The organism is Hymenobacter sp. GOD-10R, from assembly GCF_035609205.1.
Taxonomy (GTDB): Bacteria; Bacteroidota; Bacteroidia; order Cytophagales; family Hymenobacteraceae; genus Hymenobacter.
In genome coordinates, this window is sequence record NZ_CP141184.1 from 1,876,402 (window position 1) to 1,900,567 (window position 24,166).

Annotated in this window: 21 protein-coding genes and 1 pseudogene; 9 read left to right on the forward strand and 13 right to left on the reverse strand. The window is 55.5% G+C overall.

What is annotated here, in order from left to right; all coding sequences use genetic code 11:
- Window positions 1–81: 81 nt before the first annotated feature.
- The 3 genes and pseudogenes from SD425_RS07685 to SD425_RS07695 form a co-directional block, all read right to left on the reverse strand.
- Complete coding sequence (locus SD425_RS07685; protein ID WP_324677096.1) at window positions 82–930, reverse strand: SDR family NAD(P)-dependent oxidoreductase; 849 nt, start codon at window positions 928–930, stop codon at window positions 82–84.
- Window positions 931–1,192: 262 nt separating this feature from the next.
- Window positions 1,193–2,032, reverse strand: a pseudogene (locus SD425_RS07690) (SDR family oxidoreductase).
- Between the two features lie 81 nt (window positions 2,033–2,113).
- Window positions 2,114–3,016 carry a helix-turn-helix transcriptional regulator gene (locus SD425_RS07695; RefSeq protein WP_324677098.1) on the reverse strand — a complete coding sequence of 301 codons (903 nt, stop codon included), beginning with the start codon at window positions 3,014–3,016 and terminating at the stop codon, window positions 2,114–2,116.
- A 119-nt stretch (window positions 3,017–3,135) separates the two neighbouring features.
- On the opposite strand from SD425_RS07695, the gene SD425_RS07700 reads away from it, so the two are divergent.
- The 3 genes from SD425_RS07700 to SD425_RS07710 all read left to right on the forward strand — a co-directional run bounded on the left by SD425_RS07700 (window position 3,136) and on the right by SD425_RS07710 (window position 4,811).
- Window positions 3,136–3,552: a hypothetical protein gene (locus SD425_RS07700; RefSeq protein ID WP_324677101.1), complete on the forward strand. Its 417-nt coding sequence runs from the start codon at window positions 3,136–3,138 to the stop codon at window positions 3,550–3,552.
- A 5-nt stretch (window positions 3,553–3,557) separates the two neighbouring features.
- Window positions 3,558–3,983 carry an AraC family transcriptional regulator gene (locus SD425_RS07705; protein ID WP_324677103.1) on the forward strand — a complete coding sequence of 142 codons (426 nt, stop codon included), beginning with the start codon at window positions 3,558–3,560 and terminating at the stop codon, window positions 3,981–3,983.
- Between the two features lie 66 nt (window positions 3,984–4,049).
- A complete protein-coding gene (locus SD425_RS07710) occupies window positions 4,050–4,811 on the forward strand; it encodes an SDR family oxidoreductase (RefSeq protein ID WP_324677106.1) in 762 nt (253 codons plus the stop codon).
- Between the two features lie 87 nt (window positions 4,812–4,898).
- On the opposite strand, the gene SD425_RS07715 is transcribed toward SD425_RS07710, so the two are convergent.
- Both SD425_RS07715 and SD425_RS07720 read right to left on the reverse strand, forming a co-directional pair.
- Complete coding sequence (locus tag SD425_RS07715) at window positions 4,899–6,761, reverse strand: sensor histidine kinase (protein WP_324677108.1); 1,863 nt, start codon at window positions 6,759–6,761, stop codon at window positions 4,899–4,901.
- Window positions 6,762–6,859: 98 nt separating this feature from the next.
- Window positions 6,860–7,663 (reverse strand): response regulator, encoded by an 804-nt coding sequence (locus tag SD425_RS07720; RefSeq protein WP_324677111.1) that lies wholly within the window; start codon window positions 7,661–7,663, stop codon window positions 6,860–6,862.
- 327 nt (window positions 7,664–7,990) lie between these two features.
- Here SD425_RS07720 and SD425_RS07725 point away from each other — a divergent pair, with 327 nt between their 5' ends.
- Both SD425_RS07725 and SD425_RS07730 read left to right on the forward strand, forming a co-directional pair.
- Entirely contained in the window at window positions 7,991–8,494 is a 504-nt protein-coding gene (locus tag SD425_RS07725; RefSeq protein ID WP_324677113.1) for a T9SS type A sorting domain-containing protein, read from the forward strand.
- A 30-nt stretch (window positions 8,495–8,524) separates the two neighbouring features.
- Window positions 8,525–10,921, forward strand: coding sequence for a hypothetical protein (locus SD425_RS07730; RefSeq protein ID WP_324677115.1), 2,397 nt, complete (start codon window positions 8,525–8,527; stop codon window positions 10,919–10,921).
- Window positions 10,922–11,038: 117 nt separating this feature from the next.
- Here SD425_RS07730 and SD425_RS07735 read toward each other — a convergent pair whose 3' ends face one another.
- From SD425_RS07735 to SD425_RS07750, 4 genes are all read right to left on the reverse strand, one after another.
- The gene (locus SD425_RS07735) at window positions 11,039–11,173 is read right to left on the reverse strand and encodes a hypothetical protein (protein WP_324677117.1); all 135 of its coding nucleotides are present in this window, start codon (window positions 11,171–11,173) and stop codon (window positions 11,039–11,041) included.
- Window positions 11,174–11,463: 290 nt separating this feature from the next.
- A complete protein-coding gene (locus tag SD425_RS07740; RefSeq protein WP_324677119.1) occupies window positions 11,464–11,928 on the reverse strand; it encodes a hypothetical protein in 465 nt (154 codons plus the stop codon).
- Window positions 11,929–12,006: 78 nt separating this feature from the next.
- Window positions 12,007–12,558, reverse strand: a complete 552-nt coding sequence (locus tag SD425_RS07745) for a 2'-5' RNA ligase family protein (protein WP_324677121.1) — start codon at window positions 12,556–12,558, stop codon at window positions 12,007–12,009.
- A 22-nt stretch (window positions 12,559–12,580) separates the two neighbouring features.
- Window positions 12,581–13,138 carry a DUF1572 family protein gene (locus SD425_RS07750; protein ID WP_324677124.1) on the reverse strand — a complete coding sequence of 186 codons (558 nt, stop codon included), beginning with the start codon at window positions 13,136–13,138 and terminating at the stop codon, window positions 12,581–12,583.
- Window positions 13,139–13,349: 211 nt separating this feature from the next.
- Between SD425_RS07750 and SD425_RS07755 the strand changes: the two genes are divergently transcribed.
- Window positions 13,350–15,533, forward strand: a complete 2,184-nt coding sequence (locus SD425_RS07755) for a hypothetical protein (RefSeq protein WP_324677126.1) — start codon at window positions 13,350–13,352, stop codon at window positions 15,531–15,533.
- A 65-nt stretch (window positions 15,534–15,598) separates the two neighbouring features.
- Here SD425_RS07755 and SD425_RS07760 read toward each other — a convergent pair whose 3' ends face one another.
- Window positions 15,599–16,624, reverse strand: a complete 1,026-nt coding sequence (locus SD425_RS07760; RefSeq protein ID WP_324677128.1) for a hypothetical protein — start codon at window positions 16,622–16,624, stop codon at window positions 15,599–15,601.
- A 313-nt stretch (window positions 16,625–16,937) separates the two neighbouring features.
- Between SD425_RS07760 and SD425_RS07765 the strand changes: the two genes are divergently transcribed.
- Window positions 16,938–18,575, forward strand: a complete 1,638-nt coding sequence (locus tag SD425_RS07765) for an amidase (RefSeq protein ID WP_324677130.1) — start codon at window positions 16,938–16,940, stop codon at window positions 18,573–18,575.
- Window positions 18,576–18,790: 215 nt separating this feature from the next.
- Window positions 18,791–19,411, forward strand: a complete 621-nt coding sequence (locus tag SD425_RS07770) for a DNA-3-methyladenine glycosylase I (protein WP_324677132.1) — start codon at window positions 18,791–18,793, stop codon at window positions 19,409–19,411.
- A 21-nt stretch (window positions 19,412–19,432) separates the two neighbouring features.
- Here SD425_RS07770 and SD425_RS07775 read toward each other — a convergent pair whose 3' ends face one another.
- From SD425_RS07775 to SD425_RS07785, 3 genes are all read right to left on the reverse strand, one after another.
- Window positions 19,433–19,858, reverse strand: a complete 426-nt coding sequence (locus SD425_RS07775) for a hypothetical protein (RefSeq protein ID WP_324677135.1) — start codon at window positions 19,856–19,858, stop codon at window positions 19,433–19,435.
- A gap of 264 nt (window positions 19,859–20,122) precedes the next feature.
- The gene (locus tag SD425_RS07780) at window positions 20,123–20,536 is read right to left on the reverse strand and encodes a hypothetical protein (protein WP_324677137.1); all 414 of its coding nucleotides are present in this window, start codon (window positions 20,534–20,536) and stop codon (window positions 20,123–20,125) included.
- Window positions 20,537–20,705: 169 nt separating this feature from the next.
- Window positions 20,706–20,858: a hypothetical protein gene (locus SD425_RS07785; protein ID WP_324677139.1), complete on the reverse strand. Its 153-nt coding sequence runs from the start codon at window positions 20,856–20,858 to the stop codon at window positions 20,706–20,708.
- Window positions 20,859–21,411: 553 nt separating this feature from the next.
- Between SD425_RS07785 and SD425_RS07790 the strand changes: the two genes are divergently transcribed.
- Window positions 21,412–23,958 carry an outer membrane beta-barrel family protein gene (locus SD425_RS07790; protein ID WP_324677141.1) on the forward strand — a complete coding sequence of 849 codons (2,547 nt, stop codon included), beginning with the start codon at window positions 21,412–21,414 and terminating at the stop codon, window positions 23,956–23,958.
- Window positions 23,959–24,166 lie beyond the last annotated feature (208 nt).

Consider the following 24,166-nt stretch of genomic DNA (forward strand, 5'->3'; position numbering starts at 1 on the left):
ACTGCCTTTCTACAAAAACACGAAAGGGTAACCAGCTGGTTACCCTTTCGTGTTTTTAAGGATAGTAATTGCCTCTGAGCCTTACGCCTCCACAAACGCGGTAGCTGTAGCAGCTTCTTGCCACTGCTGCATGTCGTGCTGCAAGGTGGCCATCTTTTGGCCAGCTAGCTGGTAGGCGTCGGCACCTAGGAGCAGGTGCACGGGCGGGTTTTCGGACTCGCTTACCTGAATTAGGAGCTCCATTGCCTTTTGCGGGTCGCCGGGCTGGTTGCCGTTGATCTGCTGCTCGTGTGCCGTTTGCGAGTCGCGCACGGCTTGGTAGGCGTCGATGGGTGTTTGGGGTTTGCCCACGGAGCCAGCCGAGAGAAACTCGGTGCGGAAGTAGCCGGGGTACACCACCGTGGCATACACGCCAAACGGCTTTACCTCGGCGGCGTACGATTCGGTGAGGCCAGCCACGGCAAACTTAGTGGCACAGTAGACGCCCCAGCCGGGAAAATCTCCGGAGATGCCCCCGATAGAGGAGATGTTGAACACGCGCCCGGAGCCTTGCTGGCGCAGGTGCGGGGTGGCGTAGCGAATCACATTCAGCATCCCGAACACGTTCACTTCAAAGTTGTTGCGCGCTTCTTGGTCGGAGAGTTCTTCCAGGGCACCAATCTGGCCGTAGCCAGCATTATTCACAACCACATCGAGGCCACCTAAGGTGCTGATGGTCGTTTCGATGGCTTGCCGCACGCTGTCCTCGTTGCCGAGGTCCATAGCTAGGGGCAAGAACTGATCAGTCTTAAGCGGCACGGCGCGCTTCAGTTCCTCCACATTGCGAGAGGTGGCCGCTACTGCGTAACCGGCGGTTAGAAGTTGTTGGACGAGCGTCAGACCTAGGCCCTTCGAGGCGCCGGTCACGAACCATATTTTCTTCGTAGTCATCGTGGTAAGTAAGAGAGTCGCTTAGCGCTAGCTGGGCAAATAAATAGAGCATAGTAGGAAAGGAAGAAGGTTAACAGATCGGAACACAAGCAGGCATTCCTGCGGAGCTTGCTACTCGTTGAACGATTGTCGAAACACAATATTTTGTGCCTCGCTATTGCAGTAGACGAATAACACTGGCTTTTGCTTGACGCCACCGCATGATTTTTTTGTTACCTGTCCTGCTATTCCCTGATTCCCAACGCTGATGCTCTACTAGCCTTTAGGCGTCGAAGCTGGTGGAAATAGTGAGAGGTTGCCAGGTTTGAAATTCTTGCTGCAAGGTGTCGAGTTTTTGCAAGGCGCGTTGGTAGGCGTCTTGGCCGAGGAGCAGATTGATTGGGGGTTTGGTTTCGGAGGCTAGCTGTAGAATGGCGGCGGCGGCTTTCTCCGGGTCGCCGGCTTGGGTGCCATTCATTTGCAAGTACTTCTCGTGCGAAGTGCGCACGGCTTGGTAAGCCTCAATGGGCTGCTGAGCGAGGCTCAGCGACTCAGTCGTGAGAAAGTTGGTGCGGAAAGCGCCCGGCTCTATCACCGTGACCTTGATGCCGAAGCTCGCCACATCTTGGGCTAGCACTTCCGAGAAGGCTATCATCGCTGATTTGGTGGCTGCGTAGATAGCCCAACCCGTCGCACCGGTGATGCCGGCAATGGACTAGATGTTGATGATGTGCCCGGCGCCGACCTTACGCAGGTGCGGCAGCACCTTCCGAATCACGTTTAGCGTCCCGAACACATTCACGTCGAAAGCTTGGCGCGTTTCGGCATCAGTTAGCTCTTCGATGCTGCCACCAATGCCATAGCCAGCATTGTTCACGACTACATCCAGACGACCGAACATATTGATGGCCTGCTCAATGCCTTGCTGCACGCTGGCTTCGTTACCTAGATTAACTTGCAGAGGCAGGAAAGCGGGGGAGGTGGTGCCAACGGCTTCGGCGAGGCTAGCTTGGTTGCGGGAAGTGGCGGCTACTTGGTGACCTTCGTGCAGAAGGCGCTTTACCAGCGCTAAACCGAGGCCCTGGGAAGCACCCGTGATAAACCAGGTTTTGGGATTGTTCATCGTTGCTCTGTTTGTACAGTGCAAAACTAGAACCCACCAGAGCCTAGGCGCTTGCCCGGTTCAAACAGATACTTGCAAAAATCAAACAGTGCGCACCGCGGAGGGTGTAGCACCCGCTCGTTTCTTGAAAAAGTTGCTGAAGTGCGCCGGTTCCTCGAAGCCTAGGGAGTAGCTGATTTCCGACACGTTCCAAGCGGTGTGTTTCAGCAGGGCGTGCGCCTCTTGCACAAGGCGGTCCGCAATGAGCTGAGAGGTGGTCTTGCCCGTTACTTCCTTCAGCGCCCGGTTCAGGTGGTTGACGTGCACGGCCAGTTGGGCAGCTAAGGCGTTGGCGTTGCGTAGCTTTACCTGTTGGCCGGGCAACTCAATTGGAAATTGACGCTCCAGTAGCTCCGTAAACAGCGAAGCAATGCGCGTAGCAGCGTTGCTGTCATGGTACAAGGTGGAGGCAGGTTGCAGCTTCATGGCCCCGTGCACCAGCTCAAACACATAGGCGCGCAACAAGTCGTATTTATAGGAGTAGTCCGAGTCAATCTCGGCAAAGATCTTCTCGAATAGCTGCTTAGTAGTCGCTAGCTGCTCGTCGTTCAGAAAGTAAACGGGCTGACCACCAGGCTTAAAGACGGGTAGCTCCTGCGCTAATACCGTCATGTGGCGTTGCAGGAAAGCTTCGGTGAAGATGCAGAAGAAGCCGGTTTGGTTATCGTCGAGGGGCTCCCAGTGGTAGGGCACTAGTGGGTTGGCAAACAGCAGCGCATTGCCGTTTATCTCCACCGTTTTGTCGGCGTAGTGATACCTGTTGTGCCCCGTCACGAGCGTGATTTTATAGAAGTCTTTGCGGCTGTAAGGCAGCGCGCACGCATTCGGACCCACGTAGTCATCTAGGCGGAATACGTTGAAATGTCCGATGTCCTGTTGCAGGTTTTCGGGCATCCAATGAATCTTGTGCTTGTAGAAATCTTCGAGCGTTTGGGTCTTCGGCATAGACCGAAGTTACGTAAATCAAACCAGAAGGAGCTAGGTCGTTTTAGATTAGGTATGTACTTTTATTGGACCTAGCTCTTCTGTACATTAGGTTTATCTATTGGTCTTAATGATAAAGTATGGGTTTCTGGAGCTTCTTGTTTGGGGAGAGAACTCGTGTAGAAGATAAGTATTTTGGAGACGAGCGACTCTTTAAGCCCACTAGTAAAGTAATAGGGCTAGGTATTAGCGGTAAGTTACCAGGATTAACAACTGCGCAGAAGGAATTTTATCGGCAGGTGGAGGAAAACTATCTCGCACTTATACCTGGTATACAAAAGCTTATCACAGCTAAGGTCAGAAACTGGAAACCTGACTTCACTATTCAGGATTTTACAAAGGAATTCTGGCCGGTTTATCTTTCGATACCTGCTATCGAGAAGAAAGAGAAAGAGTTGGAATGGGAAATAGCATTCGAAACCTTTCACGACCAGAATCATACATTCACGATATACATGAAAGGGTTCTTACCTGATTATGTTCATATAGACGGCTAGCAGCTATGCCCGCAACCACCATTCCCAAGAAAGTTCTAGCGCGCCAGCACGAGATAACCGCTGATTTTACTCGGCTTGTGCTCGCGCACGTTGATGACTTAGTAGCCGGCCGCGCTACGGAAGCACTCGAAATTCGCGACTTTGCTAGTCAGCTTTGCATTCACCCGACGCACCTGAGCAATACTTTGAAGCTTGCCACAGGCGAGGCAGCCTGCGCTATTTACGAGCGCAAGCTAGTAGCTGTGTCCAAGGAACTGCTGCTCGACCCGCGCTTGTCGATAGCCGAAATAGCGGCGCGGCTCACCTACGATCCGTCGAACTTTACCAAGTTCTTCAAGCGCTTTGTGGGCGTCACGCCCAAGCAGTTTCGGGAGCAGACGTGGGCAGAGCAACGGGCTGCTGCTTCGGAACTACTCACCATTTCTTCTTAACTACTCACCAGAATTAAGGCTAGTGGGCGCCCCATCTTTGCAGTGTTAACCTGAACACGCAAACACATGAGCACAAACAAAATAGCCCTGGTGACCGGCGGTAGCCGCGGCCTCGGCAAGAACATGGCCCTGAACCTAGCCCAAAAAGGGATCAGTGTAATCTTGACCTATCATACCCAGCAGGGTGAGGCCGAAGGTGTCGTGGCCGAAATCAAAAAACTAGGTCAGCAAGCCGTTGCCTTGCAACTTGATGCTTCCGACATTAAGACCTTCGACGGGTTCTTTGAGCAGGTAAAAACCGCCTTGCGCGACACCTTCAGCACCGATAAGTTCGACTTCCTGATCAATAACGCTGGTACTGGTCTGTACTCGCCCTTTGCTGATACTACCGAAGAGCAGTTCGACCAAGCGTTGAACATTCATTTCAAGGGACCTTTCTTCCTAACGCAGAAAGCCTTGCCCTTGCTCAACGACGGTGGTGGCATCATCAACATCTCGTCGGGCCTAACGCGTATTGTTTACCCTGGTTCTTCGACGTACGCCAGCATGAAGACGGCCATGGAAACCCTGACGAAGTACCAGGCCAAGGAGCTAGCTGACCGCCGCATTCGAGTAAACATTGTGGCCCCTGGCGCCATCGAAACGGATTTCGGTGGTGGCCGCACGCGCGATAACAAAGAGATTAACAGCCACATCGCCTCCCTAACGGCGATGGGCCGCGTGGGTCTGCCCGACGATATTGGTCCCGTAGTGGCCTTCCTCTGCACCGACGAAGCTCGCTGGATTGATGCGCAGCGCCTTGAGGCGTCGGGTGGGCAGGCCATCTAACTAGAAGAGCTAGCCTAGCTTTGTTCTACCGTTGTAACCCTGACAGGGCTTGAAGCCTCTGTCAGGGTTTTTGCGTTACTACCTAGCCTATGCGGCGGCTTCTAGCACGTGCTGCGAAATATGCAGCCGAAACAGCGTGCCGGCGTAGCTGCTCAGCTCGAAAGAGCCGCCGATCTGCTCGCTAAGTGAACTAATGAGACGCTTGCCGAACGACCCCGTAAATTGCTGCCATTGTAGCGGATTGATGCCGGGCCCATTGTCCTGTACTTCGAGCAACAAGCCACGTAGTGAATCTTCTGGGTCATGGCCTAGGTACACCCGCAAGCTAGGCTGCGCCACGTGCCCGTAGGCGTGTTTGAAGGCATTGGTCAGCAACTCATTCAAGATCAAGCCCAACGGCATAGCTAGATCAACGTCGAGTCGGGCTTTTTCAACCTGCACATTGAGGTCGAGGGAGCCGGGCTTGTAACCGTAGGCCGTCATGAGGTTATCTACTAAATCGGGAATGTAGCGCTGCATATCTACCGTCGTGACATTGTCGGTTTGGTAGAGGCGCTGGTGAATCAACGACATTGCCTCTACCCGCTGCTGCCCTTCGCGCACCGCTTTTGTCGCTACTTCATCGACCAAGCGGTTCGACTGCAACCGCAACAAGCTAGAAACGATAGCTAGGTTGTTCTTCACCCGGTGATGTAATTCCTTCATGAGGATCTTCTGCCGGTGGGCCTGCTCACTCATGCGGTGGTTGTTCTCCAAGATAACCTTGTTGGTGGCTTGCAGCTGCCCATTGGTGTGCTGAATGGTGCGGGACTGCCAAAGCGCAAGGCCCAGCAGCAAGCTCAGTCCTGCTGCACCAATACCAGCCAGCAGAAGCCCCTGCGTCTTACGCGCGTTAGCTTCGTGAAGGCGTGTAATCTGCGCCTCCTTCTTTTCGGCGGCGTACGTGGCTTCGAGTTTGGCTACTACTTGGGTCTTTTCAATATTAACGAGTGAATCTTCCCGCGTTTTCCACTCGGCTAGGTAGTCGAGGGCTTGCTGATAATTACCGGCTTCTTTATTTGATAAATACGCCACTTGCAAGGAGTTGAAGAGGCGGTGCGGGTCATGCAGGGTGCGCGCTAAGGCTAGCGACTGGTTAGCGGTAACAAGGGCTTGTTGGCGTCTACCTTGCTTTAGGTAAGTATAGCTCAAATTGCGGTACGCGTGTTCGAGGCCCGTTAGGTTGTGCTCTTGCTTGTAAAGCGCCACGGCTTGGTTAAGGTACCACACCGCTTTCGGGAGTTGTTGGCCCGCGTCCATGAAAAGTTGTGCGTAATCGGCATAGCAGACGGCCAAGGTCGTCGCCGAGAGATGGTGCTGATTCTCAATCGCCATCACCCGCAAGTAGCAAGCCTCCGCAGAATCAGGCTGATGCAAGTCGCGGTAGATGATGCCCGCGTTGATGTACGCTTTGCTCAACTCCTTCAGGTGCGGTCCCTTACGGGCATTCACTATCGCGAGCTGGGCAAAGTCTAAGGCTTTGCGCGAGAGTAGCTCCACATGCTGAGCATCGGCAATACGCTTGTAGGTGAGCGCCATAGTGCTATAAGCAGTGGACATCCCCATGGTACTACTCTGGGATTCAAACAACGTCAAGGCTTTCTGACTGCACGACAAGCTGGCCGAGAAATCGGCCTTGTTGCGCAGCGCGCATGCCAGCAAATTGTAGCCTAGCGCCTCTCCGTAAGCATACTGGATGCGATGCGCCACCCGAATGATTTCCCGGCTGCGTATTTCCGCCGAATCATTGTTGGCAGACAGCAAGCTTTGCGCGGCTTTACACCATTGCTTCACTTCACTGGAATCGGGAGGGCTGGCGGTAGAAGCGAGGGAAGTGGCACCTAGGTTCTGCGAATAAGCGTAGGCAAGTAGCAGAACCAGAAGGCGAAAGGCACGAAGCGGGTAGCGCATAGAAAGGGGCCTGACCGTATGCTGATCTTTAAGGGTAGAGTAGGGGCAATAGGCTGGGGTGTGGTAAGCTAGGATAGGAGGTAAGCAGCGCCAGATGATCAGTGCACCTGGAAGTGGCGTAGAAAAGCGTCTTTGTACTGTCGTCCAAGTGGAACGACCTGTTCTCCTAGCGTCATTTCGTTGTCGTTGAAGGATTGGATATGTTGGATATTCACTGCATAAGAGCGATGGGTACGCACGAGTTGCGGAAAGTTCATTCGGTCTAAAAGTATACTAAGCGTCAGCCGTAGTGCATACTTGCGGGTGGGCGTCACCAGGGTTGTATACGTGTTGTTGGCCTCTAGTAATATGATGTCCTTGAGCGGAATACGGACAAACTGGTAATTGTCTTTGATGAAGACGTACTCACCTAGTTGCAAAATTGTTTCCCGCGAAAGCATGTCCTTGCTCGGCTGCGCGGGAGTGGGGCAAGCCACAGCAGTGCCCGGTGTTTCTGGCAGCGCCGCGAGGGTAGTGGGCTGGCGGGCGAAGGCCCGTAGCGCCACCTCGATGGAAGCGCGCAGGCCAGCTGTTGTTGCTGGCTTGGTCAGGTAAGCCGCGGGCATTGTTTGCAAGGCCCGATCAAGGGTCTCTTTGTCGGCGAGAGCCGTCAGGTAGACGATGGGTACCGGCCGCACTGCCAGCAGTTGGGTTGCCGTTTCGATGCCGTCCCAATCTCCCTTAATGTTGACGTCGCACAAGAGTAGGTCGACCTGATTCTTCTGAAATAAATCCAATGCCCGCCGCCCATTGCTAGCTGTGCCAACCACAACGTACCCTTCAGCTTCCAGGGTATCGCACAAATCCATGGCTAGTACGGCTTCGTCTTCTACAATTAGGATTTGAACACGATGATCAAACATGATATTTACCCAGTAAATAATTGAATAAGGCTCCTAAAGTATGCCATTTGGCTTCAAGTTTCAACTTTAATTTTTGCCTGAATCATAAAAGGTTACAACGGTTGACATACCAAAAGCCGTCGTTGACATACCAAAAATAGTCCTTTATAACCTTTGATTAATTCCATTGCTGGCAAGGCTACATCTTTGAATAGTAAGTAGCTCCTACGCTACGATGCGCACCTGTTTGTCAAGTTTGACTTTGGAAGCAAAGTCAAGCTTGAAAACGGGTAAATAAAGCTACTCCTGATAAGAGTAGCAACGGACAAATCCCTGATACCAGCTACTATGAAGCATACTCTACTCACTTTTCTTGGCCTAGCTAGCGCGCAAGTAGCGTTTAGTCAAACCAACCAACCGCTTGCGGTGCTCGGGGCAGCCGGGCAGCCATCCCAAACCACCTCCGGCGCTAGCCTCGACTGGACCCTAGGCGAGGTAGCCATAGCTGCCTACGAAAACCCGAAAGCGGGCCAGGTGCTGCTGGAAGGCTTCCACCGCAGCGACCTAGACCCACTGCTGAGCCCTAAGATGGGACCGAGCCTAGCAAAGGCGGAGGCTTTTCCGAACCCGTTTCGCTCTAACCTGACCGTCAGCTTGCCCGTGAGCCCGGCCGCCACGCTCGTGCAGATTCTGGATGTGCAAGGGCGACTGGTGCGCAGCTTCACACTAGCGCCCGGAACCGGCTCTACCAGCCTCGATCTTTCCGATTTGCCGCTGGCCAACTATGTCCTGAGCCTTCGCAACACCGTCACGCAGGAACGCTGGACGCAACTGGTGCAGAAGAACAAATAACCATTTCACCCACTCCTCTTTTCTCGCTCTATGAAAAAAATATTACTCGCGTTGGGGCTTACGCTGGGCACCTCTTGGGCTGCTATGGCGCAGGTACCACAAGCAATGAACTACCAGGGCATTGCCCGCGATGAAGCCGGCAAGCTGTTAGGAGGCAAAGTAATTTCGCTGCGGATAAGTGTGCTGACTGGTGGAGCGAACGGCGCAGCCGTGTACACCGAAACGCACAAAGCCTTCACCAATGCCTATGGTTCCTTCTCCCTGCCCGTTGGCCGGGGACAAGTAGTAAAGGGGGATTTTGCTAGCATTAATTGGGGCGGCGGCAACCAGTACCTGCAAGTAGAGATGGACGCCGCGGGGGGCACCAACTACAAGCTGATGGGGGCCTCGGAGCTGCTGTCGGTGCCGTACGCCTTTTATGCCGGCACGGCCGCACGGCTTTCGGGAGAAACCTCGGCTAAGTCGGGACCAGTCGTTGGGCTGCAAGGAACCAACGGCATTCCCTCCCAAACTTGGTCGTTGTTTGGCAACTCAAGATCAGATCCCGCCACTGATAAGCTAGGTACCACGGATTTGGCCGATTTGGTGATGGTGACCAACGACCTCGAACGGCTCCGTATTACTAGCAACGGCGATATTAATATCAAAACCAACCTGAACGTGGGCAACGACCTACACGTTGTCCGCGACGCTGCCATCGACCGCAACACAGTGGTAGGCAATGACCTGACGGTAAAGCAGAACGTGTACTTGAACACCTTAGGTGGCACTACGACCAACAACGGGCCCTTCACGGTAGCCCGCACTAGTGCCACTGCCCTGACCGGCACGCTCACCGTCGACAAGGCCACGAACCTAAAAAGCACTCTTAATGCCGATGGCGCTGCTACTCTCGGCAGCACCTTGAACGTAACGGGTGCTACGAAGCTAGCGAATACGCTGGGCGTGACCGGCGCTACTAGCCTCGACAACATCCTCACAGTGGCCGGTGCTACCTCGCTCAACAATACCCTAGGGGTTACGGGCGCTGCCAACCTGAACAGCACGCTGGGCGTAACCGGCGCTACTACGCTGAAAAGCACCTTGGGCGTAACGGGCAGCACCACGTTGGGCAGCACGTTGGGCGTGACCGGACCCGCTACTCTCGGCAGTTCATTGCGAGTGAATGGCAGTACCTTCACCAAAGCTTTGAACACCGAAGGCAAAGTAAGTATTACGGCTGCGCTAACCGGGGATAAGTTTAATTCCGGCAACTACCCACTGGCTATTTCGGGTGCCAACCAAGGCATCATGATCCAAGTGAACGGTGAAAGCAATAGCAGCAAAAACTATCTTTCCTTCGTTAACGGCAGCAACACAATTGTCGGTAGTGTGGAGGGGCAAACATTAAGCGAGCTAAAGAATAGCTTCGACTACGGCTGGCAAGTGGCCATGAATGCTGGCAACGTAGCCTTTGTGATAGCCGAAGGCGTAGCAACCGGTGTGCAACTTGATCTTGGTGAGGTAGCTGTGATGGCATTAGAAGGTATTGTCGCAACGGCCGAAATGACCAAGCACATTGTGGACATGGAAAATAAAGCCGGCGTCACGTACGAGTCGGGCAGCGGCGACTACGCCGAATGGCTGGAGCGGAACGATGCGCAGGAGAAATTTTCCTTCGGCGATGTGGTAGGCGTGAAAGGTGGTAAAATCACTCACAACACCGCCACGGCCGACCACTTTATGGTGGTGTCGATGAGCCCCATCGTGCTCGGCAACTCGCCCGCCGCGGAAGCCAAAGCGAAGTCGGAGAAAATAGCCTTCATGGGGCAGGTGCCGGTGAAAGTGCTGGGTTCGGTGAACATCGGCGACTACATCGTGCCTTCGGGCAACAACGACGGGATGGGCCGCGCCGTGAGCCCCGCCGCCATGACCCTAGATCAGTACCGGCAGATTGTGGGTGTGGCCTGGGAAGCTGCCCCCAACCGAAAGGGGGTAGGCTTGGTGAACGTAGCCGTGGGCATCAACTCCAATGATATGGCCCAGAAGCTGCAACAACAGCAGCAAGAACTGGATGCCACGCGTACCAAGATGAACAGCATCGTGGCGTACCTGAAAGCCAAAGATCCATCCTTCTCCGAAGAGCCTCTGGGCGCACCGGCTTCTACAAGCGGTGCCACGCGCACAGCCCTGGCTACAGTAGCGGCCCCAACGCAAGCTGCGCCCGTGCAGATGAAAGCGACTCCCAAAAAGAACAGCTCCAACTACGCCAGCGTGACGCAGATGTTTGAGAAAAACCCGACGCTGCTGCGAGAAAGCATGGACAAGGCGCGGCTGGCTTTCGAAAAGCACGGTGTTGACATTAACGCCAATCCGGAGCTAAAGCGTCTGTTTACCGACGAACAGTACTTTATGGCAGCTTACAAAAAGTTGCAATCCAAGCAATAAGCTTAGGATAGTTATTACTTAAGCAAGTGCCAAATACCAGCGCCTCCCGATATACATCGGGAGGCGCTGTGGCATATAGACGGTAGCTAAGTCGAGAAAGGGGCTTCGCGTAGAAAGCTAGGCTGTCTGGCGGAGAGCAACCTCTTTGGTCTTCTTATAATCTTCTAGGTTCTGGCGTAGTGCCTCTAGCACGCGGCCATACTGATGTTGAGCGTCCAGAGAGGTTTCCAGCTTTTGCAAATGGGAATCCATCAGATAACAAAACTCCTCACGGGAGAAGCGAGATTTAGCCAATGACTTTTGCACGTTGCGTAGATGTGTTGCAGGTTAGAACTCAGGTTAAGTGTTGTGCTTAGGACTAATACGGGCAAGGAGACGGATTGTTATGTCTAAGTATTAATATTTTATTATATATAGAGCAATAATGTTGCTGTAATTCACAGAAGGCAAGTACAAGGGTAATAAAAACGGATAAAGATAATTAGGTAGTCATAAAGTACAAGAGCTGCGCCCTCTTCACAAGTGACGCAGCTCTTGGATACTTAGAGTCGGAACAGCGGGCGCGCCGGGTTCCAGATGCCCCACGGAATCATGAGGAGCACCAGCACTAGCGCAATAGTGAACCAGATAAAAGCTAGCTTATGCTTGCGCGCTGGTATCGTTGCCTTCTTCGAGAGCGAGCGGCCAACCTGCGCACAAACGACGGCGATGATCATGGCCGTAATATGCTCGACACCCCAAAAGCGGGTCACGGGGTTTTTCATGGCGGCGCCGCCCATCGTTTGCATGGCTTGCAAGCCAAGTGGGCTCAGCCCTAGGTACAAGATCAGACCGAGTAGCAACTGTAAGTGCATAGAGCCTACGAAAGCTGCACCCATGCCATTATCGGCGCCCAAGTAAGGCCGCCGTCCCTGCCAGCCACCTAGGGCGCGGAACACGGCAATCAGGCCAAAAATGATAACGAGCCAGCGTGACCAGGAGTGCAGGGCAAGTACGATGCTGTACATAAAAGAAGAATGGTTGGTTTATGAGGGCCCAAAGGTCGGGCACAGGCACGAGAAAACCGTCGGGGTGGCAGCAGCGGCTTAGACGCTGATTTTGTTGCCGGTCAGATTGAAGCACTCCTCACACACAAATTGCGTCCCTTCCTGCCGTAGAATGGTGATGTTGTTGACGATGATCTTGAGGTTGTATGTTTCCTTATTAAGAAATTGCAATACAGGGCCTAGCAGGTCGGGAGTAGTGTCATGCAGGGCGAGCGAAATGTGGGGCAGCCAGCAATCGGGGTTGCTAAATTTATCGGTGCGCAGGCAGAGTGGCGCCGTGGTTTCCAAAATGCGATGATGCAGCTGGTTGAGCGCGTCGGAGCGCAGCACCGGAATATAGATAACGGGGTTTGGCCCCGGAAAGACGCCTAGCCCTGTGGTGTGCACCGGAAAAGGCGCGGTCGTTTGGGCAATATCGTGTAGTACTTCCTTCAACGACTCCAGCTTGCGCACCCCAGCGAGCTGGTAGGTGATATGCGGATCAGGGGTGGCCTGCACATCGTCGAGGCCAAAATCCGTTTCAAGTCGTTTGATGATTTTGTTGATGCGCCGGGCATGCGGAGGGCTGAGCAGCGAAGTAATTGCGAGCATGGAAGTACTTTACTCTAAAACACTAAGAGTTGTTGGCTGAACGCTTAAGGTTGTGCGTAAACTGTTCGCTTTGGCCGCGTGGAATGCTGAGCGTCTGCCACGCGTGGCCGCGCAAATGCTTAGCTAGCTGCACCAACTGGCCCGCGTGGTAAGCATAATGGGCCACCTGCCGCTGCAAGGCCGCCAGCGCTGTGTGGCCCTCCCCGCGAATGGTGACGGTACGAAGTAAATCATCGGGCTGAAGCGTGTCGAGCAGCGTGAACAGGATCTGCCAAGCGGCTTCCCATTGCTGTTGCAGCTCCGGCACAACTGCTAGGTCAGCAGGTTCCTCAAACTCCCAGTCGCGCTGACGATCAGGCTTTTCCCCGTCGCTAGTCAGAAAATCGGTGAAGCGCGAGCGAAGGTTGCCCGTCATGTGCTGCACAATCACAGCAGCGCTGTTCGCACCCGGCGCCGGACAAAACAGCCATTCGGCGGGCGTAAGCTGCGCCAAGGCACGATCGGATAGGCTTTTATAGCCCGTGAAGCTGTGACGAAACGAGGCGAGCAACGCCTGGGCAAGCGGATCAGAATCGAGCATCGGAGCAGCCGGTTAGAGATGAGGTGTCACTAGTAGTTGGTAAACATGGAAAGAAATAGTGAAAATCTGATCGGCGCAACCATCGCAACCTAGCTTGGCGCCGCTAACCAAACATAAACCATAAATAATTCGCTATTCTGCTAGATTACAAACCCGAATAAGGAGGTTTATCGTTTAGGGAGTTCGTTTCTTACCTAAAGTATAGTTCGTCTTGTCTACGCTGCTGCCAGTCGCGCCATCTGCCGAAAACGCAATGACTGTCCACCCACGCAGCAACTGGCTGAAGTGGCTGGTCATCATTTTGCTCGTTCTGGGCGGTTTGCTCACGGCGGCTTCCCTGCTGTTCGATCCCTGGCTGCGTCGGAAGCTGGAAGAACAAGTTGCGGAACGCTCCGCGGGGCGCTATCAGCTACAGCTAGCCTCATTGCACACAAGTTGGTGGCGCCGCTCCGTGCGCCTACGGGGCATTCATTTGCGACCTGGTCCTGTCGCCCGGTTTCAAGGTGCCGGAGGTCAGTGGCCACGCGCTACGCTCGAGGTAAAAGAGTTGTTTATTACGGGCATCGGGGTGGGGGCGCTGCTCCGACATGGCGTACTGCCCATAGGTCACCTGCTGCTTGATACCCCCCGCGTGCAGGTGCTGTCCCTGCCGACTACTATATCTCCAAACAGCAACAAGCCTTTGCACGAGCAACTGCCTTTTAGCCTAGAAGGCATTCGTGTAGGGGCCTTGGAAGTGCGCGGACTGGAAGCTAGCTACACCACGGGGCGGCAGCCTCTAGCGTCGCTGCGCCGCGGCGATGTGCGTCTGCAGGACATACTGATCAGCGCGGCTGGGGCTGCCGACACGCAGCGCATCGGGTACGCGGCGAGCATAGAAGCTAGGGTAGCTGGCGTAATAGCTACCGTGCAAGCGCACCAGCTAGCACTTGCGGCCGTGCAGTTTTCTTCCCAAGCGCATCGGCTGACGCTGGATTCGCTGGGGGTAGTGCCGACGCGCAGCGGCGGGGCGAAAGGGGCCATGCAGGTGGCGCTGGTGCTACCCCACCTAGCCCTGACGGGCCTGCAAACTGCCGACCTGCAACGGCGGCAGTTCCGCGCCGACTCGTTACTATTTGAACGGCCCCGTATCACGTTTAAACCGCCCACCATACCACCGCCAGCCCTGCATAAGCTGCTGGCGCCCTATTTCGACCGGGTGCAGCTCGCGCATGCCGTGGTGACGCATGGGCAGGGAACGGTAACGATTCAGCGCGCTCCGAAGGTGCAGGAGGTGATGCTCAGCGGCCACAACCTGCGCATCGATGCTGTGGGTGCGCGCGATGCAAGTCGCGTCTACTATGGTCAGGCGTGGACCGCCCGTACCGGGGCGGGGGGGCTGCTGCTCGATGCGCCCAACTACCGGTTAGCGTATCAGCACATGAGCCTGGCCACTCACTCTGGGCTTTTACAGCTCCATGATGTAACGCTGGTACCAACCCTCTCCCCCGCAGCCCTCAATCGGCGGAAGCACCATCAGTCTCCGCACCTCACGGTGCGGCTACCTTCCTTGCGTCTGCTCGGGCTCGACTACGCCGCTTTGGCTAATCGTAAGATGCTACTGGTGCGGCAGGTTGAAGCTAGGCACCCCCGAGTAAAGGTGGCCGGTGACGGACGGTTTGCCCTCAACCCGGAAAATTCGGTGGCAACGCCCGATGCTATTGGAAAGCTGCCGTTTCGGGTGAACGTACGTCAACTGCGCGTCACAGACTGCACCATGCATTTTACCTATTTGTCGCCGCAGAGCGGGCGTGTCGGCTCGATGAGTCTGAACCGTATGCAGGGCACCATCACCAACATCACCAACGACCCGCGCCGCATGACGAACGCTCACCCAGTAGTAGCGCGCGTATCGGGGTGGATCCAGAACCAATGCCACGTGCAGGCTACCTTTTGGCTGCCACTCCTCGATCCGCAAGGGCGACACCGGGTGGAAGGTACGTTTGGAGCGGCACCTATCACGATGCTCAACTCTATCACCCAGCCGTGCCGCCTAGTTGGTTTTAAAAGCGGACAGGTAAAACACGTGTTTGTGCAGATGCGGGCCGACCGCCGCCACATCGAAGGTATTATGCGGGCGCAGTACGCTGATTTGCAGCTCACGTTTCTGGCAAAAGACGGCGGTGCCGACCACAAGAACCTACTCTCGAAAGTGAAATCGAAGTTGGTGAATGTAGTAGTGATTCGCGACGAGAACCCGCGCCGTCGCGGCACGCTCAAACCCGGCTACATCCAAAGCCGCCGCGACCTTCGCTTGTCCGTCTTTTCGTTGTGGCGTCAGGGCTTGGTGAGCGGTATGCTCAACAGCATTGGCGTGCCGCAGAACATGGCGCAGAAGTTTAGTGAAGCAGAGTAGGCGAACCTAGGTAGGCAAGCGGAAGCGCGAAAACCTGCTCCGCACTACTAGTCAGTTGGCTTCGCTTAGAACCGTACTTTCTGAATTGTAAACTCACGGACTGGTGGCTGCTGGTTATTTTGCAACGCATTCAGGTGCGAGTAGAGCACGTACGGCTCCTGGGCCGTGCGCCGGGCTAGGGTAGTCGGGTACACGTCGGGAGTGGTGAAGGTGCCCGTGGTAGTTGCCGTGAGCCAGTTATCGGTGCTGTGGAGCCGCACGATTTTGTTCTGCTTATTCAGCACTACTAGCAGGGTCGAGTCGCCCTGGAATTGCATGCCGTCGCCGCCAGTCAGGTCTTGGTCGGTGGTAATCTTGGTAATGGTGCCGCCAGTGCCATTGCCATTAACTGGGATTTTTAGCAGCGTACCCGTGTCCGACTTAACCGTTACTACAAAGCCTTTGGTGTTATAAGCGATGCCGTTAAGTCCAATTACTCCCGGTCCGGACGGAGCTAAGAGCGCATCCTGCTTGAAAATGGAAGCGGCATTCTGGGAGTTTATTCTGTAGATAACGGGCGAGAAGCTGTCGGTTACATACGCAGTGCCTGCGCCATCCAGCGCTATGTCGTTGGCGTAGTGTGGTTGGAATCGCTGAAAAAGGCTGTCTAGCGCAAGGTATCTGAGGCGGGCGCCAGTGTTATTATCGAAAATAACTACGCGGGCTGTTTTTCGCAAGGTGCGCGCCGTAGAGCGCGTTGTGTTGTAGCCAAGATCGCCAACGGCGACTAGCAGGCGGCCGCTGGCCCGGTCAACGTTCACGCCGACGCTGGATATTAGGCTGGTGTCGTTGATAAAGGCTTGGTAAGTGTTGTAGTCGGATACCCGGCCAATGGTGCCAAACGTCTGGGAACCAACCACGAAGCAATTATTCTGCGCATCGAATTGAACGCCTTCCGGATAAAGAGCCTGTTCCTTTTGAGTAACGGTAATAGTTTCTTGATGCTTCAACGACAAGTCGTCGGTGTCGTCGGTGCAGCCGGTCGCCAGCAGGAGCGTGCTCCCCAGGAGCGATAGGGTAGAATAAGAGCGGAAGAAACGCGAGATAGGCATTTAGAGACTATAATAACTTGACGGGTACAGGCTTGCCGAACAAGCAGACAGCAGATAATGCCTCCGCTTTTCAGACAAAGATCGAAGCTAGCTAGGTTCAACGCTTGCATAACGTTGAGCACGATGAATCGGTATGCCTAGGTTAACAACTTGACGCTTGGTAAAAGTAATACCTGTAGCGCCAACCCGCCACAAGCGCCCCACCGACGTTGGTAAGCTTACAGATGGCAAAAAGAGCTTGGCTCGCGAAAAAGCCCATCGCTAAGCTAGCTGCGCCCGGGTAGAGCACCTATCTTACCAGCAAAAAAGCTGCATGGACCGAAGAATATTCTTGCGCAATGGCGGCCTCACCGGCCTTGCTTTATCTACTTTCTCCTTCAGCGCGTGCACATCGGCGCCGGAGCAGGCTAAGCAGGCGGACAGCGCCGGCAATACGGACGCTAGCACCACCGAGTCGTTTGAGCTTAACGAGGCTACTATCGGCGACTTGCAGAACAAGATGAGCGGCGGCCAACTGACGTCGCGCGCCATTACGGAGCTGTACCTAAAGCGCATTGAGGCCATCGACCAAAACGGACCTAAGTTGCGGGCTGTGGTGGAAGTCAACCCCGACGCTCTGAGCATTGCCGATGCGCTGGATAGGGAGCGCAAAGCAGGCAAAGTGCGCGGGCCGCTGCACGGTATTCCGGTGCTCATCAAGGACAACATCGACAGCGGCGACAAGATGCAGACCACGGCGGGCTCGCTGGCGCTGGCTGGCCATAAGGCGGCGCAGGATGCATTCATTGTAAAGAAGTTACGCGAAGCGGGTGCCGTGCTGCTTGGCAAAACGAACCTGAGCGAGTGGGCTAACTTTCGCTCCTCGCGCAGCACCAGCGGCTGGAGCAGTCGCGGCGGCCAAACCAGGAACGCCTACATCACCGACCGCACACCCAGCGGATCTAGCTCGGGCTCGGGCGTAGCCGTATCGGCGAGCATGTGCGCGGTGGCTATCGGCACCGAAACAGATGGCTCAGTGGTATCGCCGTCGTCGTGTTCGGGCATTGTGGGCGTGAAGCCGACGGTCGGGCTGCTGAGCCGCTCGGGCATCATCCCGATTTCGGCTACCCAGGACACGGCCGGCCCCATGGCGCGCACCGTGCGCGACGCCGCCATTCTACTCGCTGCCCTGGCCGGCGCCGACCCCGCCGACGCCGTTACGCAGGAGAGCACCGGCAAAATGCAGCCCGACTACACCAAGTTCTTGGATGCCAACGGTCTGAAAGGCAAACGCATCGGGGTGGAAAAAGGCCACCTAAAAGGCGAATCGGATGCCGTGCCGCTGTTTCAGCAGGCCGTGGCGTTGTTGAAAGCGCAAGGCGCGACCATCGTAGAAGTTGACGTGGAAAAGCAAACCGATTCGCTCGGCGAAGCCGAGTACAACGTGCTGCTTTACGAGTTCAAGGATGGGGTGAACAAGTACCTAGCTACGGCTGGCGCACCGGTAAAAACCCTGCAAGACGTCATTGCTTTCAACACCCAAAACAAGGCCAAGGCCATGCCCTTCTTTCAGCAGGAAACGCTGGAATCGTCGCAGAAGCTCGACGGTCTCGCTAGCCCCAAGTACAAGGAGGCCGTGAGCAAATCGCGTAACGGTGCCCGCCGTGCCCTAGATTCAACCCTGCAGAAGGACAAGCTCGACGCCATCGTGGCCATCACCAACGGACCTTCGCCCTGCATCGATCTGGTGAATGGCGACTCGTGGAAAGGACCGGGCTTTTCGTCGCCGGCGGCTATGGCGGGCTACCCGCACATCACGGTGCCAATGGGCCTCGCGCACGGGCTGCCGGTGGGCTTGTCTTTCGTAGGCTCCGCCTACAGCGAAGCTAGCTTGTTCACCTTGGCTTACGCCTACGAGCAAGCCTCGAAGCTGCGCGTGGCTCCTAAGTTCCAGGGTCCGCTCGTCGGCTAAAAACGAAGCTTAGCATGTGTGCCCGGTCGGAGGCCCTAGGCGTCCGGCCGGCTTTCGGTTGTGGGCGTCCGTAGAAGCTGAGTGCACGTACTTCCAAAACCCTGACAGGGGCTTAAAGCCCTGTCAGAGTTGCAACGGCAGCACGAAACTTCTTAACAACTGGTCCGACGCCCTAGGCGTCGGACCGGAAAACGGCGATCCTACTATCTATTAAAATGCTCGCTTCAAGTTCTCAAACCTCTCAGCGTTGCCCTTGGGCCGAGCGCAGCGAGTTGCTACGCGACTTTCACGACCATGAATGGGGCGAGCCGGTGGCAGAAGCTAGCATCTTGTTTGAATACTTAGTGTTGCACACCTTTCAGCTAGGCTTCGACTTTCCGGTGGTGCTCAAGCGGCGCGAGGCATTCCGAGAGCTGCTGGCCAGCTTCGACCCGGTGCGGATAGCGCGCTTTGGGGACGACGATATTGCCGAACTGATGCTCAATCCGCGCATTATCCGAAACCGGCGCAAGCTGGAAGGCACCGTGCAAAACGCTCAGGCGTGGCTGAAGTTGCAACAGGAGCTAGGGGGCGAAGCGGGCCTGTTGCCGTTTTTCTACGAGTATGTGGGTGGCAAAACGGTTGACAACCGGCGTAGCGAGCAGAACCCCGTACCGCTCTCCACACCTGAAAGCGAGGCCATGAGCAAGGACCTGAAACGGCGCGGCTTCGTGATGACCGGCCCGATGACGTGCTACAACATCCTGCAAACGGCTGGTATCGTGAACGACCACTTGCTCACCTGTTCCCGGCACGCCGCATGCAACAGCCTCGCTATAGCGGAGGGGCGTACCTAGGTTGCACGCCTGTGTAGCACTTTAGTGTAGCTGCAACCAAGCTCGCGCCTCTGCCTCTGTCGGGAAAGAACGATAGGGCAGATGCAAATGCTGCGCCTGTGCAACGACCGGCACGGCGGAGAGCCGGGCAAATACATCTGTGGCAACCACACAAGCCACGGATTGGAAGCCGGCTAGGTTGGGTAAACATGGTAGCCATTCGTTCACCATCCAGCTTTTGGCGGCTTCCGAGTAAGGCGCTGCCTCGTGCTCATCGAGGAGCAGCTTAGGATAATGGGTAAGATGCTGGGCCCGCAAGAGTTGACTCAACAACGGCTGGAGCCCACTTACATCGCGTAGCACGCGGTGCCAGCACAGGCAGATGAGCTGTTGGTCAGGCTCTTGCGTGATGTGGCCGAGAGAGTTCTCAAACAAGAGAACAGAGGACGTGAGTTGCTGAGCAAGCATAAGGAACCCAATAAGACCGAGAAAAAAAGTGTATCGGTTGAACCATGCAGTAATGGCTTATGGGTTCCTAATAAAGATCGGGGTGCCTAGTGAATGCCTGATGAACTGGCTCTTAAATGGCGAGACCATGCAGCACGTTGAGGCTGAACCTGGGCTTGGTGTCGTTTGAGCGAACGAATAAACCTAGGTAGCTCAAACCGCCGGGCTTTCTTTTCCAACGGTCTGAACACCTAGGCTCGGAACTTCTTGAACCAGGCTAGGTGCTTATTGGCTGTCTCGTGGCGGACCTTGGCCGTCTTTGGGTGGCCGCGAGCGGTCTTTTTTCTTGGCTTGGTACTTCGCATACTGCTCGCTGGTCAGCGTCGCCTTCAACTGAGTATCAACCTGGCTTTCCAGCTTGCGCATGCCGCTCATCAGTTTGTCGCGGTCGTTGCCGGTGGTGCTGCGCAGGTCTTCTATTTCTTGCTGCTGATTCTTGAAGATGGCATCGACGCGCTCCTGCTGGTCGACCGATAGGTTCAGATCCTTCAGCAACTCGGCCGACAATGGGCCGGGGCCGCCCGGCGAGCGGCGGCCAGGCGTTTCCTGCTCAATACCTTGCCGGAAACCAGCGGCAACAGGATGCGTGGGCTTGCCGAGTACGCTAGCGAGGCACAAGCCCAGAAATAAAAGCTTCATAAAAGAAAGATGGAAGGATGAGTAGCAACCGGATGCAGTACCCGTTGTAGGGATGATGCCACCAAGCTATCCGGAAGGCTAGCGCAAAAGGAGGGAAGTCGGCCGAGGGGCCGATTTCCCCGATCAAAGCCGCTTTTCTTATCGTTGCTGACGGCAGCAAAGCACCACATTAGCGCCGCGGCGGCCGGCGCCCCGACATACCATTGTACTTGTGTTTGCCCGCGGCTTGCTGGCTCTGATACTTGGCGTACTGATCGGCAGAGAGTACGGATTGAAGCTGCATTTCTTCCTCGTCTTTGGGGCGCTGCTGGCTGTTTTTCATGACGAAAACCGTTTGAGTGTTAGTAAGTAGAGGCAAGCAGGTAGAAAGGACGAGAACCACCATGAAGTAAGGGTGAACTTCCTTTCTGACTTGACCAAAGCTAAAGAGCAGCTTGGCTGCGATCCACGCCAACTCGGCTATATAGCTGCTTCGCTCGACCGAGAGCCGCTTTTTACCCTTGAAGCGGCCAGTGTCAAAAGTGCTTTTCTCGACCGGTTTCAGCTCCTCGTCATCAACATGACGGGCCGGTGTAGAGACACATACTTGTGTCTCGTCGTTGAACGACTGGCGTTAGAACGACACACCCTAGAACAACCTAGGTAAACAACATCAGCAACGACGGAGACACAAGTATGTGCCTCTACATTGTCCTAGCATTACAGGAGGTCCGTGGAAGGCAAAGAAGCTAGGTGCTTGACCGCTCGGCGCCAGTTCTTGCAGGTTCAGGTCCCGAAAAACGCCATTCGGCAACATTGGTTTTAGGGGCCGCTATTGCGCTGGTAGTTTCGTGCCGTTATCAGTTCGCTTGGTATGGCGCTGGTAACGGCCTCCTATGAAAAAAACGATCCTCTGCCTAGCTCTGGCTAGTACTCCTCTCTTAACGAAAGCCCAAGCGCCCACGCCCGGCGGTGCTCCGCCTGCCGGGTTCACCCCGCCGACGGGCGCGCCTGCGCCTGCCCCAAAAGGCAGCGGCAAGCTCACAGGTACGGTCCTGGATGCGGCCACCAAGAAGCCCGTGCCCTTTGCCACGGTAGCGCTGCTGAACGTAGCCACCGGCAAAGCTGTGGATGGTACCGTGTGCGACGACGACGGCAAGTTAACCCTCAGCAGCATTGCCCCAGGCAGCTACACCGCGCAGGTCAGCTTTCTAGGTTACAAGCAGTTGGATAAAGTAGGACTGGTATTCACCGAGAAAGGCGAAGCTGTGAACCTAGGTCAGCTCACGCTTGCCAGCTCCACCACCCAGCTTGCGGAAGTGCGTGTGGAAGGCCAACGTGCTTTGATTGAGGAAAAAGTGGACCGCACCGTATACAACGCCGAAAAGGACGAAACCACCCGCGGCGGCGACGCCACCGACGTGCTCAAGCGCGTGCCACTGTTGAGCGTCGACCTCGACGGCAACGTGTCGTTGCGCGGCTCCAGCAATATCAAGGTACTCATCAACAACAAGCCAAGCACCATCGCGGCCAGCAACTTGGCCGACGCGCTGAAGCAGATTCCCGCCGACCAGATCAAGTCGGTGGAGGTGATTACCTCGCCTTCGGCCAAGTACGATGCGGAGGGCTCGGGCGGCATCATCAACATCATCACGAAGAAGGATAACCTACAGGGCAAGACGCTGGATATGCGTCTGAGCGGCGGTTTGCGCGGCTCCGACCTAGGTTTGAACGCGAGTTACAAGGTGGGCAAAATGGGCTTCTCGCTGGGTGGCGGCGGCCGCACGGGCTATAACACGCCCGGCCACTTCAGCAACACCCAGCTCACCACCAATCCGCTCGACGGCAGCCAGCTACTCACCACCCAGGAGGCTGACACCCGCTCGCGTTACACCTTTGGGCGCTACAACTTTGGCTGGGATTACGACATCGACAAGCAAAACTCTTTATCGTTGGGCGCGCAGGTGGGCGTGCGCAACTTCAACTCCTACCAATCGGGCCTGCTGACCCAAACCTATGCCAATGACGTGCTGCGCTCCAGCAGCTTGCGCAACGTGCGCGTGGCCGACGAAACGAACAACCTGGATGTAAATCTCACTTATACCCACCTATTTGAAAAGCCCCAGCACGAATTCAGCTTTCTCACGCTGTATAGCCGCACCAACGCCGCCAACAACTTCACCAACAACATCCTAGGTTCGGACAACGGAACCGCGCGGCGCCTCAAAAACGAGAACGACAGCTACAACCAGGAAGTAACGGTGCAGGCCGACTACCAGGTGCCCATCGGCAAAAGCCAGCTGCTGGAGCTAGGTGGCAAGGATATCATGCGCCGGGTGCGCAGCGAGTATACGTACCTGTCGGCTGAGGGCGACAACGGCGAGTTCCTGCCGCTGGTGAGCAGCAACCTCTCCAACGTGTTTACTTACAACCAGAACGTGGCCGCCGCTTACGTGTCGTACACGCTCAACTTCCTGAAAAGCTACACCCTGAAGGCCGGCACCCGCTACGAGCACACTACCATCGATGCCGACTTCCAGACGAACGAAACCGTGAGCCTGCCGTCGTACGGTGTGCTGGTGCCGAGCGTAAACCTGTCGCGTAAACTCAAGAACGGTAACTTGGTGAAAGTGGCCTACAACCGCCGCATTCAGCGTCCGTCGTTGCAGTTCCTGAACCCCAACTTGCAGGCCTCGAACCCGCTGAGTGTGACCCAAGGCAATCCGCTGCTGCGTCCCGAGTACACCAACAACGTTGAGTTGTCATACAGCACGTTCTTGAAGAGCACGATGCTCAACTTTAGCGCCTTTGCTCGCAACACCACCGGCTCTATCCAGGCGGTACGCAGCGTGCTAGGCGGTGACACCATCCAGACGACTTACGCCAACATTGGGCAGGAAAAGGCCTACGGCCTCAGTGCCTTTGCAAACGTAAACCTTAATAACAAGCTCACGCTCAACGGCGGCCCCGACCTCTACTACGCCGTGCTGAATAACAACGTAAGCGACCCGCTTTACAACGCCAAAAACCGCGGCTGGGTAGTGAGTGGCCGCTTGTTTGGCAACTACACCTTCGCTAAAAACTGGGGCTTGCAATTCTTCGGCTTCTACCGTGGCCGGCAGGTGCAACTGCAAGGTTATCAAAGTGGTTTCGGCATCTACAGCCTCAACATCAAGCGCGACCTGTGGGACAAGAAAGGCAGCATCGGCTTCGGGGCCGAGAACTTCCTGACGCCGACCTACAAGATGCGCAACGAGATTGTGTCGCCGCTCATCACTCAGAACAGCGTGAATGAAATGCGCATGCTCAGCTTCCGCGTGAACTTCAGCTACCGCATCGGCAAGCTGACCGTCGAGGCTCCGCGCCGCAAGAAATCCGTAAACAACGACGACCTGAAAGGCGGTGGTAACCAAAGCACCACTCAGCCTGGCGGCGGAAGCTAGGTGCGTTCTGGAAGGGCGCCTCACCCCCCAACCCCCTCTCCGAAAAGGAGAGGGGGAGCCTTTACCGAGCTGTTAGCTAGTAGCCGTTAGCTCTTGTTCTAAAAACTAATAGCTATAAGCCATTAGCTAGCAGCTAAGTCGTTTGGCTCCCCTCTCCTTTTCGGAGAGGGGCTGGGGGTGAGGCGCCCCGCGCGAATAGACCACAAAA